Below are 13,091 nucleotides of genomic sequence, written 5' to 3'. Positions count from 1 at the left end.
CGCTCAGGCCGCCGAAGCCAGCCGCTTCTCGTCGATCGTGCGGTCGAAGACCAGCGCGTAGAGCAGTCCCGCGCCCACGGCGGTGTAGGGCCAGATGAAGTAAAAGATCACTCCCATCGACATCGGCAGGCCCCAGAGCACGGCGTCTCCGGATGCGGTGAGGATCGACCACAGCACCAGCACGCCCAGCCCTGAGCAGTAGGCGACGATCGCGAGGGTCGACACCCTCTCCCAGGAGCCGTCGGAGTGCAGGGACCCGAGCAGCATCATGATCACCGCGAAGAGCGGAACGGCGATGAACACCATCTGCCAGGTGTCGGTGAACATCCCGAGCAGCGCGAAGGCCGCCACTGCCACGAAGGCATGGATCAGCATGCCGGCGCGCTTGTGGTCGGGCTCCGGAGCGTGCGCCGGGTCCAGTGCACTGTCGAGACCGCCGTCGAGCGCGCGACCGCGCGCGGCCGGATCAGAGGAGTGATCAGAGGTGTGATCAGACATGGTCGTTCCTTTCGGTGGAGGCGGTCGAAGTCGACGCTGCGGCGGAGGACGCTGCAGTCGGGGCAGAAGCCCCACCGCTGAGCCGCGGATCGGTCACGGCACTCCGGCCGCCGTAGAGGAACTCCAGGGTGGCGTCGGGGTGACGGTTGGTGGTCATCAGCGAGACCACGTAGAACAGCACGATCGACACGAGCAGCGAGATGCCGCCGACCTGCATGAACGCCGGGACGGAGATGATGTCCCGCGCGGCCAGCGAGGTGATGATCATGTTGCCGAGGATCGCGAACGCCACGGTCACGGTCGCTGCGGTGGCCGTTGCGCGATGCCAGTAGATGGACATGACCACCGGGCCGACGATCGCGGCGGCGAAGGCGGCCCAGCCCAGCGCGCCGAGCAGGAACACCACCTGGGAGAGGAACAGGGTGAGCAGGACCGACAGGACCACCAGGGTCAGGCTCGCGATCCGGCTCCACAGCAGTTCGCGGACCACCTTGATGCCAAAGGCGCCGGGCAGGTCGCGCATCATCGACGAGGCGCCGATGGTGATGAAGCTCGAGGCCGAGGACATGATCGCGGCAAGCAGGCCCGTCAGCGCGATGCCGCCGACGATCGGGTTGGTCACCGAATCGAGGAACCAGATGGCGGTGTCGTCGATGTTCTCGAGTTCCGGGGCGTCCCCGGTGAGGGTCATGGACCGGGTGGCCAGACCGATACCCACCGAGAACAGGGTGGTCACCGCGTAGGCGATGCCCGCGACGGCGGCACCCCACTTGAGCTGCGTCATGTCGCGGAGCATGAGGAACTTGGTGAGCAGCTGCGGCTGACCCACGGCGCCCACGAAGATCAGCAGGCCAAAGGCGAAGATGTAGGTCGGCGCCTGGACGCCGTCGATCGAGAGCATCTCCGCGCTCCCGGCCGAGATGGTGTCGAGCATGGGGAGCCAGCCGCCGGCCACCTGGACGGCAAAGAAGAACAGGCCCACGGACATGACCACCATGAGCACGCCCTGCACCAGGTCGGTCCACACGGCGGCGAGCATGCCGCCGGCCATCGTGTACGCGGCCACGACCATGGAGCCGATCCACACGCTAGTGGGGATCGAGGTGCCCAGCAGCAGGGAGATGATCACGCCGATCGAGGTGACCTGCGCGGTCATGTACGCGATCGAGGCGATGAACACGGCCACCGACATGGTGGCGTGGGAGGTGCGGTCCTGGAAGCGGACGCGGATGAGGTCGGGCACCGAGTAGACGCGGTGCTTCTTGCCGATCCAGTTGAGCCGGCTCCCCAGCAGGAACCAGGCGGCGGCGAAGCCGAATGGCGCGAACAGCCCCACGGCGATGAGCGCCTGCAGGCCCCAGGCGTAAGTCTGGCCGGTGCCGCCGACCATGCCCCAGCCGGACTGGATGGAGGAGAAGCTGGCGATGGCCATGACGAAGAAGCCCAGGGACTGCCCCGCGACGAGGAACTCCTTGGCCGACTTCATCTTGGTGTTGGCCCACGCGCCGATGGCGAACATGAGCACGAAATAGGCGAGCACGACGCCTATGACGACGGGATTGTTCATGAGGGGTCCTCAGGGTTCGGTCGGGCGTGGTCGGTCGGTGGTCGGTGGTCGGAGGTCGGTCGGCCGTGGTCGGCACGGAGCTTGGCGCGGCGGATCTTGCCCGTGTTGGTGGTGGGCAGCTCGTCGAGGAAGAGCACCTCCCGCGGGTACTGGTAGAACGCCAGGCGCTCCTTGACCAGGGCCTGGATCTCGCGGGCCAGCTCGTCGGTGCCGCTCGCACCCTCGGCGGGGACGACGTAGGCGACGATCGCCTCTCCGCGCAGCTCGTCCGGCACGCCGATCACGGCCACCATCTCGACGCCACTGTGCCGCAGGATCTGGTCCTCGATCTCGCCGGGGCCCACCCGGTAGCCGGCGGACGAGATCAGGTCGTCGTTGCGGCCGGAGAACCAGAAGTTCCCCCTCTCGTCGACCTTCGCCAGATCCCCGGTGTGCAGGACTCCGTCGGCGGTCTTCTCCGCGGTCTTGTCGGGCGCGTTCCAGTAGCCCAGGAACGCATTCGGGCTGGGCAGGCGCACGCAGAGCTCGCCGACCTCGCCCGTGGCGACCGGTCGTGCGGTCTCGTCCAGCAGGACCAGGTCGAAACCGGGCGTCGGGCGGCCCATCGAACCGGGCGGGGTCGCGAACTCGGAGTGGCAGGTGCCCACGATCAGGTTGAGCTCGGTCTGGCCGTAGATCTCGTTGACCTGCACGCCCAGCGCCTCGCGCGCCCACTCGGCCACGGCCTCACCCAGCGCCTCGCCCCCGGAGAACGCGGCCCGCAGCCCGGTGTGCGAGTAGTCCACCTCGGACGCGCGCATCATTTTGAGGATGGTCGGCGGCAGGAACGAGCAGGTCACCCCGTGCCGCCGCAGGATGTGCTCCACGGTCTCCGGGCTGGGCCGCCGGGCGGACGCCACCACGGGCACACCGCTGTAGAGGCTCGGTAGCAGCACGTCGAGCAGCCCGCCCGCCCAGGCCCAGTCGGCCGGGGTCCAGAACACGTCGCCCCGCTCGGGGAACCCGTCGAGCGCGCGGACCACTCCGGGCATGTGCCCCAGCACCACGCGGTGGCCGTGCAGAGCCCCCTTGGGCTGGCCGGTGGTTCCGGAGGTGTAGATGAGCAGGGCCGGGTCGTCGGGTCCGGTATCGGCGACGACGACGGCGAGGTCGGCCGAGTCCGTCACCGACAGCGGCAGCACGGTGAGCGCACCGGCCGTGGCAGCGGACGACGCCGTCTCGGGCACCGCATCGCCGCTGACCAGCACGGCGCGCAGCTCGGGCAACCCGGCGAGTTCGCCGGCCAGGCGCGCGTGGCAGTCGGCGTCGAACACCGCCGCCACGGCGCCGGAGTCGCCCATCCGGAACAGGGCGGCCTCGGGTCCGAACTTCACCGACAGCGGGACCGCGATTGCGCCCATGAGATAGGCGGCCACGTGGGCCACGGCGGTCTCGGCGGACTGCGCGCACATCACGGCGATCCGGTCACCTTCGCCGACCCCGCGTTCGCGGAGGACGGTGATGAGGCGGCGGGCGCGGTCGCCGAGCTCACCGAACGTGGTGACCTCCGGCGGATCGTCGCCGCGGTCCACCACGATCGCGGGGGATCCCGGCGGATGGGCGTCCGTGCACGCGGCGCCGATGTTGAATCGGTCCGGGACCTCCCACCGGAAGCCCTCGGGCCCCAGCGGCGGACGCCAGGGGCGGGCCTGGGCGGTCGATGGCATGGGTTCAACTCCTCAGTCTCTGTGAGCCCCCTCACTCGGGGACGCTCGCCCCACGACGGTATGAGTGGCCTGGTTCACATACAATGGAGATTCCCCCTACGTTCGGAGCCCCCACATGTATGAATTCCTATCCCTCGACGTCACCGACGGCCTCGCGGTGGTCACTCTCGACCGGCCGCCGGTCAACGCACTGTCCCGCGGCATGCAGGAGGAACTGCGGACTGTGGCGCAGGAGGTCTCGGGGCGCAGCGACGTCGACGCGGTGGTCTTCACCGGCAGCGAGCGCGTCTTCGCCGGCGGCGCGGACATCAAGGAGATGCGGCAGATGCCGTACGCGCAGATGCTCACCGAGGCCCGCGAGCTGCAGTCGGCGTTCACCGCCGTCGCGGAGATCCCCCAGCCCACCGTCGCCGCGATCACCGGTGCCGCGCTCGGCGGCGGCATGGAGCTGGCGCTGTGCTGCGACCGGCGGATCGCCGCCGAGAGGGCCAAGCTCGGCCAGCCCGAGATCCTGCTGGGCATCATCCCCGGCGCCGGCGGCACCCAGCGGCTCACGCGCCTCGTCGGCCCGGCGGTGGCCAAGGACCTGTGCCTGACCGGCCGCACGCTCACCGCCGCCGAGGCGCTCGAGCTGCGCGCGGTGGAAGAGGTGGTCCCGGACGGCCAGGCCACAGGCCGCGCGATCGAGTGGGCCCGGCAGTTCGTGGGCGGTCCCCGGATGGCGCTCCGCGCGGTCAAGGAGGCCGTCGACCGCGGCATCGAGGTGGATCTGACCACCGGCCTGAGCATCGAGCGCGCCCTGTTCGCGGCCCTGTTCGCCACCGAGGACCGCGAAGTGGGCATGCAGTCGTTCATCGACTCCGGGCCCGGCAAGGCCGAGTTCCTCGGCCGCTGAACCCCCTTCAGCCATGGCCGTCGACCTCGCCCTGGGACTGCGGGATGTCCTCGACGCGGCCGCCGAGCTGGCGGCCGCTCAGGACGAGGACGCCGTCCTGCACATCGCCATCCGTAGAGCCCGCCAACTCGTGGGCACCGACCTGGCGTATGTGATGTTGCTGGACCCTGAGCGCGGCGACACCTACATGCGCATGGCCGAGGGCGCCACCAGCCCCAGGTTCGACACCATCCGGCTCGGCATGGGACTCGGCCTGGGCGGGCAGGTCGCCGAGGCCATGGCACCCCGCTGGACCCGCAACTACCTGGCCGACGAGCAGTACACGCACGTCATCGACCCGATCATCCGCGACGAGGGCGTCAAGGCGATCCTCGGCGTGCCCGTCCGCACCCACGGCCGACTCACCGGGACGCTGTTCACCTCCGACCGCGGCGAGCGCGACTTCACCCAGGACGAGATCACCCTGGTCGCGCTGCTGGCCGACCAGGTGTCCGCGGCCCTCACCGCGGCCGAACGAGCCTCCCGGCGCAGGCGCGAACTGGACGAGACCCGCGACGCCCTCGACGCCGAGCGCGCGCAGTCCGCTCGACTGGCCGCGACCGTCGACCTGCACGAGCGGCTCACCCGGCTGGTCGTGGCCGGAGCCACTGTCCCGGAGATCGTGGACCTGCTCATCGACATCGAGGGGGGCACCGCCGCCGTCTTCGACCTGGCCCACCGGGAGATCGGCTCAGCCCGGTCCGCCGAGGGGCCGCCGGCGGAGCTGCTCCGGCGGGTCCTGGACGAGGTCGCCGCGGACACCGAGCGGATGGTCACACGGCAGTCCGGCGGCCACCTCGTCGTCGTCAATCCCGTCGTCACCGGCTCCGACCACCTGGGGTACGTCACCTACGCCAGCCGGGGCTCCGTCCCGGCCATCGGGCGGGTGCTGGAGCGGGTGAGCTCGGTGATCGCGCTGATTCTGCTGGGCCACCGCGCGCGGGACGAGGCCGACAACCGCGTCCGCGGCGAGCTCCTGGCCGAGCTGCTCTCCCCCGGCGAGCACGACCTCGAGGCGATCGGCCGCAGGGCCACACTGCTGGGCGTCGACGTCCACGCCGACCTGATCGCGCTGGTCATCACCCCCGCCGAGACGCGGATGACCCGGGCTCTACAGACCGAGTGCCGGTCGCTCGCCCGTGCCGACGGCGGGCTGGTGACCACCTACGGCGACCGCGCGGTGATGCTCCTGCCCGGCTCGGACGCCGGCGAGACCGCACGCGATGTGGCGACCCGGCTCAGCCCGCACTCGGCGACCGTGGGCGCATCCGGCCCGACCGGAGACCTGGTGGCCGTGACCGACCACGTCGAGCGGGCCCGGCGCGCCGCGCAGCTGCTCGTCGCGCTGGGCCGCGCCGGCGAAGGGGCCGCGACCGAGGAGCTGGGCCTGTACGGACTGCTGTTCAGTGAGGTCGACCGCGAGTACGTCACGCAGTTCATCGAGCGCAACCTCGGACCGATCCGCCGCTACGACCGCGACCGCGGGACCGCCCTGCTGGAGACCCTCGGCGCCTGGTTCGCCGCCGACGCCAGCCCCTCGGGCACCGCCGACCGGCTCTACATCCACGTCAACACCGTGTACCAACGGCTCGACCGCCTCGACTCGGTCCTCGGCACCGGGTGGCGCCGCGGCGATCGCGCGATGGAGCTGCGCCTGGCTCTACGGATGTGGGAGCTCCGCGGCTCCTGAACGCGACCTTCTTCACTACCGCACATCGCTCCCCTGTTACGCCGCTTGCCCTGCAGCGCTGGATTCTCACCGCACCGTGCCCGACGGACCGTCGCGTGCGTGCTATCTGATCTCCGAGATGAGCACCGCGGTGGTCCCCTCGTGCTGGGCGTCGAAGATGTGCGGGGCGTCGCCCGGATAGCAGAGGTAGTCGCCGGGCAGCAGTGCGACCGGGTCCGATTCTGGTCCGACGAGCGCGGAACCGGACACCAGGATCACGTGCTCGACGGTGCCGCGGGCGTGAGGGGCGGATACCTTCGCGACGCTGGGGTCTGCCTGGACCAGGTACACGTCCCGGCGCGCGTGGGGTGGACTGGCGGAAAGGAGCGCGGCCACGTAGTTCGCGCTGGCCGAACGGACGTGCGGGGCGCTGCCGGCGCGGATCAGTGTGACGGGCTCGGCGTCCTCATCCACCAGACGGGCAAATGGCACGCCGAGCGCATCTCCCAACGCCCACAGCGTCTCCACGCTGGGGTTTCCCCCGCCCGATTCGAGTTGGGACACGGTTGCCTTGGAGACGCCCGATCGCCGGGCGAGCTCGGACACCGACAGGCCTGCCGACGTGCGCTCCCGTTTAATCGCGGCACCGATCCTGGCCCCGAGCTGTTCCGTCATTCGTTCACCATAACGAACGCGCGGCCAGTTTGACAGGTGACCGTGGCGCGTTCACCATACTGTCCATGCGTTCATCTCATCGAACCTCCTCGCGTGGCTCGCCCGCTGCACCCCTTGCCTCCGCCGTGGCTATCGCGGCCGCGATAGCCGTGGTCGGGGTGGCCTACGGCTCGACGGCCTCAGCTGCAGGTCTGCCCCCATGGCTGGTCATCCTCGCCGCCGCCCTTGTGCTCAGCGCGTCGTCTGAACTGGTGTTCATCGGCGTGATCGCGTCGGGCGGCCTGCTCTGGGTCGCGGTCTGCGCAGGGCTCCTGGTGAATCTCCGGAACGTTGTCTATGGCTTCTCCGCGTCCGGGTTTCTACCCCACCAGCGCGCGCCCCGGCTCTTCTCAACTCACCTGGTGAACGACGAAAGCGTCGCCTTTGCGATGGCCCAACCGCACCCGACCCGACGCCTCACCGCGTTCCACACGGTCGGCGTCGCCATCCTGATCGCGTGGCCACTCGGCGCAGCGATCGGCGTCCTTGTCGGATACGTCCTGCCCGACCCCAGTCGTCTCGGACTCGACGCGGCGTTCCCCGCAGTCTTTGTCGCGATACTCCTCGGCAGCGTCACCCGTCGCACCGCCGTTCCGGCCGCTGCCGGCGCGACCCTCGCCGCGGCCGCCACCCCGTTCGTGGCCGCCGGGGTGGCCCCCATCCTGGGTCTGGTCGGCCTGCTCACCGCTGCGCGGAGGCGGGGACACCGTGCCTGATGTGAGCCTCATCCTCGCAGTTCTCGCCCTTGCTGCCGGCACCTACGCCGTCAGACTGGGTGGGGTCCACGTCGGAGGGTCGCGCCTCTCCCTGCGCCTCCAGCACTGGGGCGATCCCGCGGTGATCGTGCTGATCGCCGGTGTCGCCGCTACCGCGACCCTCTTCGACGGGCAGGCGTTCGCCGGGTGGGCTCGCGTCGCCGGCGTGTCCGCGGCTGCCGTCCTGGCGGCGATACGGGTGCCGCTGGTCGTGGTGGTCGTCGCAGCCGCCGGGGTGGCCGCCTCCGCGAGAGCGCTGGGTATCGACTAGACCGGCAGACCTCGTCGTCGTCGTCCTCTCGCTAGGACTCGCCGCCGGCGAGCACTGTCGATCCGGCGCCTTCCGATCCGCCCCCGCCGAACCGACCCCGTGGCGCCAGCCGCGCCCTAGGGTTCGAGTACCCCTCGCACACTCCCCTCCAGAGAGACTCCGCCATGACAACGCAGACCATCGACATCCCCCACCTGGGCGGATCGACCATCGGTTACAAGTTCGCCCGCCAGTACGACCCCGCCCTGCCCACGCTGGTGATGATCAACTCGTTCACCACCTCGGTCGAGCTGTACCGGCCGCAATTCGCCAACGAGGAACTCGCCTCGCGCATGAACCTGCTGGCGATCGAGCCCTACGGCCATGGGGAGACCCGCGCCCGGTACCGGCACTTCACCTACTGGGACAGCGCGATCGCCAACCTGCAGGTGCTCGACGCCCTGGGGATCTCCAAGGCGTTCGCCCTCGGCACCTCGCAGGGCGGGTGGATCGCCACCCGCATGGCGCTACTCAATCCCGGCGCCGTCGAGGGCATCATCATCTGCGGCACCTCCATGGACTACGAGAGCCCGGCCAGCATGGAACGCGGCTGCTGGAACGGCTCCGAGTTCTGCAGCCCCGCCATCGAGGCGCTCGCCGAGCCCGTAGGTGAGGACTGGGTGGTGGACGACGACTTTGTGGTGGCCGTGCTCGGTGCCGGCCTCGGGGAGGACGTCTCCGAGGCCGAGCGTGACTTCTGGATCCAGACCTACCGCACCAACTATCGCGGCGACGAGGGCCGTCGGCGCCTGCGCACCAGCTCCATCAACCTCCGCGACCGCGACGGCCTGGAGGCACGGCTGAGCGACGTGCACTGCCCGGCGCTCTGGCTGCAGGGCACCGCCGACCAGGTGTACTCGGTGGCCAACGCCGAGGACGGGATCGCCCGGTTCACCGGCTCACTGTCCGCCACGCTGCAGATCGTCGAGGGCGGCCAGCATTTCCTCACCGCCTCCGACCCCGAGGTCGCCGACGCGGCCACCCTCGCCTTTGTCGAGAAGTGGTCCTGAGGCTCGACCAACCGGCCCGACATGATGCGTGACCCGGGAGGCACTTCGCCTCGTCTCTCGCGGACTTGGTCGTTACTACTGCGAGGGTCGGCCGAAATCCCCGCAGTGGCAACGACCTTTCTGCCGGAATCCAGGCCTACCAGTACCGCGCGGCCCGTGGTCGCAGGGTGATCTGGGGCCGCGGCGCCTCGTCGTCGTCCCTCAGACCTGCACCCGCGGCACCAGCACCCGGAACGTAGCGCCCTGCCCGGCGGCGGTCTCCACCTCCACCGAGCCCCCGTGGGCCTCGACCAGCGATCGTACGATCGCCAGCCCGAGCCCGCTCCCCCCGGTCGCGCTGGTGCGGGAGGTGTCCGCCCGGTAGAAGCGCTCGAAGGCGCGCGCGGCCTGCTCGGGCGTCATCCCCGGCCCGCGGTCGGCCACCTCGAGCACCGCGTCATCACCGCGCGTGCCCACCCGCACCGTCACGTCGGCGTCCGGCGGGGTGTGGGCCAGGGCGTTGTCGACCAGGTTGCCCAGGACCTGCCGCAGGCGCGTGTCGTCGCCCACCACCTCCGGCGTTCCGGGGCCGTCGACGACCTCCAGCCCGATGCGCCGGCCCGGGGCGAGCAGCCGCGCGTCGTGGACGGCGTCGGCGGCCAGCCCCAGCAGGTCCACCTGGTCGCGGGCCAGCGGCCGCTGCTCGTCGAGCCTCGCCAGGGTCAGCAGGTCCTCGACCATCACACCCATGCGCCGGGCCTCGGCCTCGATCCGCCGCATCAGCCTGTCGGTGTCGTCCGAGGCGCCCTGCCGGTGGAGTTCGGCGAACCCGCGGATCGTCGTCAGGGGGGTGCGGAGGTCGTGGCCGGCGTCGGCGACGAACCGGCGCATCGCCGCCTCGGACCGCACCGCGGCAGCCTCTGATTCCCGGGCCGCCTCGGCGGAGGAACGGGCGGCCTCCTCGGCCTCGGCGGCGTCGGCCATCGAGGTCTGGATCCGGGAGAGCATCGCGTTGACCGCGGCGGCCAGCGTCCCGACCTCCGTGCGCGGGTCGCGCTCCGGCACCCGCCGGGACAGGTCCCCGCCCGCGATCGCCGCCGCCGTCCGCTCGACCTCACGAAGCGGCCGCAGACTCCGGTGCACGGTCGCGTAGGCGGCCAGCGCGAGCAGCGCGAGGACCGCGATCCCGATGCCCACCTGCAGGTAGACCAGGCGTTGGACCACGGCCCGGTTCTCGGTCAGCGGGATCGCGACCGTCACGCTCTCGCCTCCGGGGCCGTCGAACCGCAGCGCGCGCCAGGAGGTCGAGTCGCCCGCCGTCGACGGGACCGTCGTGGGCGTGTCCGGGTCCAGCGACTCGAGGTCGGGGGCGGAGTCCTCGTCGTTGATCGCCACCACGATCGCGCCGTCGGCATCCCTGACCTGCACGAAGTACCGGCTCGGCGGACTCTCCGGACCGGGCGCGCGCGGCGGCGGGGGCGGGGCCTCGGCGGGCAGGTCACCCATCGGCCGGGCCCACCCGCGCTCGGCCTGAAGCAGCGCGGCGTCGGTCCGCTCGAGCATCGAGGCCTCCAGCGCTCGCGTGACGGCGACCCCCGAGAACACCAGCGCCAGCGCGGTCAGGACCACGGCGAGCAGGACCAGACTCACCCGCAGCGGGACCGCGCGACGCCGCGGGGTGGGCAGGCCCGGGGAACCGGGCATCAGCGTGGTTCGCGCAACACGTAGCCGACGCCGCGGATGGTGTGGATCAGCCGCGGCTCCTCGGTGTCGATCTTCTTGCGCAGGTACGACACGTACGACTCGACCACACCGCCGTCGCCGCCGAAGTCGTAGTCCCACACGTGGTCCAGGATGCGCGCCTTGGACAGCACCGTCCCTGCATTGACCATCAGGTAGCGCAGCAGGGTGAACTCCGTGGGCGAGAGCGCGACGGCGCGGCCCGCCTTGTGGACCTCGTGGCTGTCCTCGTCCAGCTCGAGGTCCGCGAAGGTGAGCCGCGAGCTGCGCTCGGCCCCGGACAGCGTGCCCGCGCGGCGCAGGATCGTCCGCAACCGGGCCACCACCTCCTCGAGGCTGAACGGCTTGGTCACGTAGTCGTCTGCCCCCAGGGTCAGCCCGGCGACCCGGTCGGCCACGGCGTCCCGCGCGGTGAGGAACAGCACCGGGGCGTCGCAGCCGTCCGCGCGCAACCGCTTGACCGCGTCGAAACCGTCCATGACCGGCATCATCACATCCAGGATCACCGCGTCGGGCCGGAAGCTGCGGGCCCTGTCGATCGCCTCGGCACCGGTGCGGGCGGTCTCGACCTCGAAGCCCTGGAATCGCAGTGAGACCGTCAGCAGCTCGACGATGTTCTCCTCGTCGTCGACCACCAGGACCCGGGCCTCGGGCCGGGCGTCGGGGGCGTTGCTCGCTGCGGCGTTCACGTGCTCAGTATGCCCAGAGGTCCTGCCTGCTCCCCGGCAGTTTGCTGGCAATCAGCTGGGAGCCGCGTTGCGCACCGGGCTGGTCGGCTCAGCGGGCGGGCGACCGGGTCTCGCATCAGCGCAGCTCGTCGTCGTTGTCGTCGGCCTTGTCGTCGTCGGCCTTGTCGTCGTTGGCGTCGCTGCGCCCCGCCACACTCCGCAGAACCAGCCTGACCTGGGGTGCCCTGACAGGCGGTCGCAGGGCACCCCAGGTCAGGACTTGTTCTGGAGCGGCTGCGGGAGGAACCGATGGCCGCGCTCACCGGGACGGGGCATCATTGGCGGCATGACCAAGCCGTCCAACACCCCTGCCATCGCCTCCGCCACCGGCCGGTCGTGGGGCGAATGGGTCGAGATGCTCGAGCAGGCCGGAGCGCGGGAGATGGCGCATTCGGCGATCGCGAAGGCGGCCCTGGAGATGATGCCGGAGTCGGTCGAGCGGGCCGAGTGGTGGGCCCAGGGCACGGCCATCGCCTACGAGCAGCACGCCGGACTGCGGGTTCCGGGCCAGTCCTGCACCGGCGACTTCCAGCTGTCGACCTCGCGAACAGTCGCCGGGGATATGGACTCGGCGCTGCAGGCGTGGGTGGAGCTCGCCGGGGACCGGGAGGAATTCGGAGGCGTCGAGGTCGACGCCCCCGCGGCCACGTCGAGCAGCGAGAAGTGGCGTTACTGGCGGGTCCCGCTGGCCGACGGCACGCGCGTCGCCCTGAACTTCAGCGACAAGAAGAACGGCAAGGCATCGGTGGGGCTGACGCACACCAAGCTCGACTCGGCCGAGGCGATCGACTACTGGAAGCCCGTCTGGAAGGACCTGCTCGCGCAGCTCTAGGGTCTTCCCGCGAACGTGGTGCTACCGAGCTGCCAGTCCCCCTATATAGAGGCCGGCGACTCGCGCGGCAAGCTCCTCCACCTCACCGAGTGACTGATCAGGACGGGTACGGAACCACGAATCGATCGAGTTGAGACCACTCAGTAGAGCCCGTGCCACCAGTTTCGGTTCCTCCGACAGGAGGCTGCCGTCGGCCATGCCCTCCTCCACCACCTGTCTGAACATGATCTCGTAGCTCTCGCGAAGGGTGTTGAGTTCCGCGAGCTGCTCGGTCTGTCGGGCCTTGAGCGCCAGCGCCGAACGTCGGTGGATTCCCTGATGGATGGTGTCGTGATAGCTCAGGTTGGTCATCAGGTTCACGGCGTGCGCGACGGACATCGCTGTCAGCCTGTCCCTACCGGAACCCGGGCCGTCCACGTGTGGCTCCACGGCCTCCCGGACGAGACGCATCCCGTATTCGTACACCGAGAGATAGATGTCGAACTTCGACCGGAAGTAGTAGTAGACCCGCCCCTTGGTGGCGCCTATCCTCCGGGCGATGTCGTCGATAGTCGTACCGTTGAACCCCTGGCTCTGAAAGACGTCGGCCGCTGCGTCGAGGATCACGGTGCGCGCAGCATCGTGCGCGGCCTCATCTACTCCGAAGGTT

General features: G+C 70.4%; 13 protein-coding genes. 6 read left to right on the top strand and 7 right to left on the bottom strand.

Annotated features, from left to right (window positions below; all coding sequences use genetic code 11):
* Nucleotides 1–3: 3 nt before the first annotated feature.
* Genes ABIE38_RS12780 through ABIE38_RS12770 form a run of 3 tightly spaced genes read right to left on the bottom strand, consistent with a single transcriptional unit; the run spans nt 4 to nt 3,771 of the window.
* On the bottom strand, nt 4–498 hold the full coding sequence (locus ABIE38_RS12780) for a hypothetical protein (RefSeq protein WP_354056813.1): 495 nt from the start codon (nt 496–498) through the stop codon (nt 4–6).
* Complete coding sequence (locus ABIE38_RS12775) at nt 491–2,065, bottom strand: sodium:solute symporter family protein (protein WP_354056811.1); 1,575 nt, start codon at nt 2,063–2,065, stop codon at nt 491–493. The genes ABIE38_RS12780 and ABIE38_RS12775 overlap by 8 nt, the downstream gene beginning before the upstream one ends.
* Nucleotides 2,062–3,771 (bottom strand): AMP-binding protein, encoded by a 1,710-nt coding sequence (locus ABIE38_RS12770; protein WP_354056809.1) that lies wholly within the window; start codon nt 3,769–3,771, stop codon nt 2,062–2,064. Before ABIE38_RS12770 ends, ABIE38_RS12775 begins: the two co-directional genes overlap by 4 nt.
* Nucleotides 3,772–3,886: 115 nt before the next feature.
* Here ABIE38_RS12770 and ABIE38_RS12765 point away from each other — a divergent pair, with 115 nt between their 5' ends.
* Both ABIE38_RS12765 and ABIE38_RS12760 read left to right on the top strand, forming a co-directional pair.
* Nucleotides 3,887–4,666: an enoyl-CoA hydratase/isomerase family protein gene (locus tag ABIE38_RS12765; RefSeq protein WP_354056807.1), complete on the top strand. Its 780-nt coding sequence runs from the start codon at nt 3,887–3,889 to the stop codon at nt 4,664–4,666.
* Nucleotides 4,667–4,679: 13 nt separating this feature from the next.
* Nucleotides 4,680–6,395, top strand: a complete 1,716-nt coding sequence (locus ABIE38_RS12760) for a helix-turn-helix domain-containing protein (protein ID WP_354056805.1) — start codon at nt 4,680–4,682, stop codon at nt 6,393–6,395.
* Nucleotides 6,396–6,497: 102 nt separating this feature from the next.
* Here the strand turns inward: ABIE38_RS12760 and ABIE38_RS12755 are convergent, their stop codons facing one another.
* Nucleotides 6,498–7,049: a helix-turn-helix domain-containing protein gene (locus tag ABIE38_RS12755; RefSeq protein WP_354056803.1), complete on the bottom strand. Its 552-nt coding sequence runs from the start codon at nt 7,047–7,049 to the stop codon at nt 6,498–6,500.
* A gap of 65 nt (nt 7,050–7,114) precedes the next feature.
* Here ABIE38_RS12755 and ABIE38_RS12750 point away from each other — a divergent pair, with 65 nt between their 5' ends.
* The 3 genes from ABIE38_RS12750 (at nt 7,115) to ABIE38_RS12740 (ending at nt 9,163) form a co-directional block, all read left to right on the top strand.
* On the top strand, nt 7,115–7,804 hold the full coding sequence (locus ABIE38_RS12750; protein WP_354056801.1) for an AzlC family ABC transporter permease: 690 nt from the start codon (nt 7,115–7,117) through the stop codon (nt 7,802–7,804).
* 1 nt (nt 7,805) lies between these two features.
* A complete protein-coding gene (locus ABIE38_RS12745) occupies nt 7,806–8,114 on the top strand; it encodes an AzlD domain-containing protein (protein WP_354056799.1) in 309 nt (102 codons plus the stop codon).
* 164 nt (nt 8,115–8,278) lie between these two features.
* Nucleotides 8,279–9,163: an alpha/beta fold hydrolase gene (locus tag ABIE38_RS12740; RefSeq protein ID WP_354056797.1), complete on the top strand. Its 885-nt coding sequence runs from the start codon at nt 8,279–8,281 to the stop codon at nt 9,161–9,163.
* A gap of 201 nt (nt 9,164–9,364) precedes the next feature.
* Here ABIE38_RS12740 and ABIE38_RS12735 read toward each other — a convergent pair whose 3' ends face one another.
* Together ABIE38_RS12735 and ABIE38_RS12730 are read right to left on the bottom strand one after the other, a co-directional pair.
* A complete protein-coding gene (locus ABIE38_RS12735; RefSeq protein ID WP_354056795.1) occupies nt 9,365–10,846 on the bottom strand; it encodes a HAMP domain-containing sensor histidine kinase in 1,482 nt (493 codons plus the stop codon).
* The gene (locus tag ABIE38_RS12730; protein WP_354056794.1) at nt 10,846–11,571 is read right to left on the bottom strand and encodes a response regulator transcription factor; all 726 of its coding nucleotides are present in this window, start codon (nt 11,569–11,571) and stop codon (nt 10,846–10,848) included. The genes ABIE38_RS12735 and ABIE38_RS12730 overlap by 1 nt, the downstream gene beginning before the upstream one ends.
* 325 nt (nt 11,572–11,896) lie before the next feature.
* Here ABIE38_RS12730 and ABIE38_RS12725 point away from each other — a divergent pair, with 325 nt between their 5' ends.
* Entirely contained in the window at nt 11,897–12,442 is a 546-nt protein-coding gene (locus tag ABIE38_RS12725; RefSeq protein ID WP_354056792.1) for a hypothetical protein, read from the top strand.
* Nucleotides 12,443–12,463: 21 nt separating this feature from the next.
* On the opposite strand, the gene ABIE38_RS12720 is transcribed toward ABIE38_RS12725, so the two are convergent.
* A complete protein-coding gene (locus tag ABIE38_RS12720; RefSeq protein ID WP_354056790.1) occupies nt 12,464–13,048 on the bottom strand; it encodes a TetR/AcrR family transcriptional regulator in 585 nt (194 codons plus the stop codon).
* Nucleotides 13,049–13,091 lie beyond the last annotated feature (43 nt).

This window comes from Dietzia sp. 2505, from assembly GCF_040546785.1.
Classification (GTDB): domain Bacteria; phylum Actinomycetota; class Actinomycetes; order Mycobacteriales; family Mycobacteriaceae; genus Dietzia.
Note: the sequence above shows the minus strand (reverse complement) of the source record. Positions and strands in the feature narration are given on the sequence as shown.

Bases quoted from the DNA above. Each gene is read 5' to 3' on its own strand.
- ABIE38_RS12755 (WP_354056803.1), bottom strand. From the start codon at position 7,049: ATGACGGAACAGCTCGGGGCCAGGATCGGTGCCGCGATTAAACGGGAG.
- ABIE38_RS12770 (WP_354056809.1), bottom strand. From the start codon at position 3,771: ATGCCATCGACCGCCCAGGCCCGCCCCTGGCGTCCGCCGCTGGGGCCC.
- ABIE38_RS12735 (WP_354056795.1), bottom strand. From the start codon at position 10,846: ATGCCCGGTTCCCCGGGCCTGCCCACCCCGCGGCGTCGCGCGGTCCCG.
- ABIE38_RS12750 (WP_354056801.1), top strand. From the start codon at position 7,115: ATGCGTTCATCTCATCGAACCTCCTCGCGTGGCTCGCCCGCTGCACCC.
- ABIE38_RS12765 (WP_354056807.1), top strand. From the start codon at position 3,887: ATGTATGAATTCCTATCCCTCGACGTCACCGACGGCCTCGCGGTGGTC.
- ABIE38_RS12775 (WP_354056811.1), bottom strand. From the start codon at position 2,065: ATGAACAATCCCGTCGTCATAGGCGTCGTGCTCGCCTATTTCGTGCTC.
- ABIE38_RS12725 (WP_354056792.1), top strand. From the start codon at position 11,897: ATGACCAAGCCGTCCAACACCCCTGCCATCGCCTCCGCCACCGGCCGG.
- ABIE38_RS12740 (WP_354056797.1), top strand. From the start codon at position 8,279: ATGACAACGCAGACCATCGACATCCCCCACCTGGGCGGATCGACCATC.
- ABIE38_RS12780 (WP_354056813.1), bottom strand. From the start codon at position 498: ATGTCTGATCACACCTCTGATCACTCCTCTGATCCGGCCGCGCGCGGT.
- ABIE38_RS12760 (WP_354056805.1), top strand. From the start codon at position 4,680: ATGGCCGTCGACCTCGCCCTGGGACTGCGGGATGTCCTCGACGCGGCC.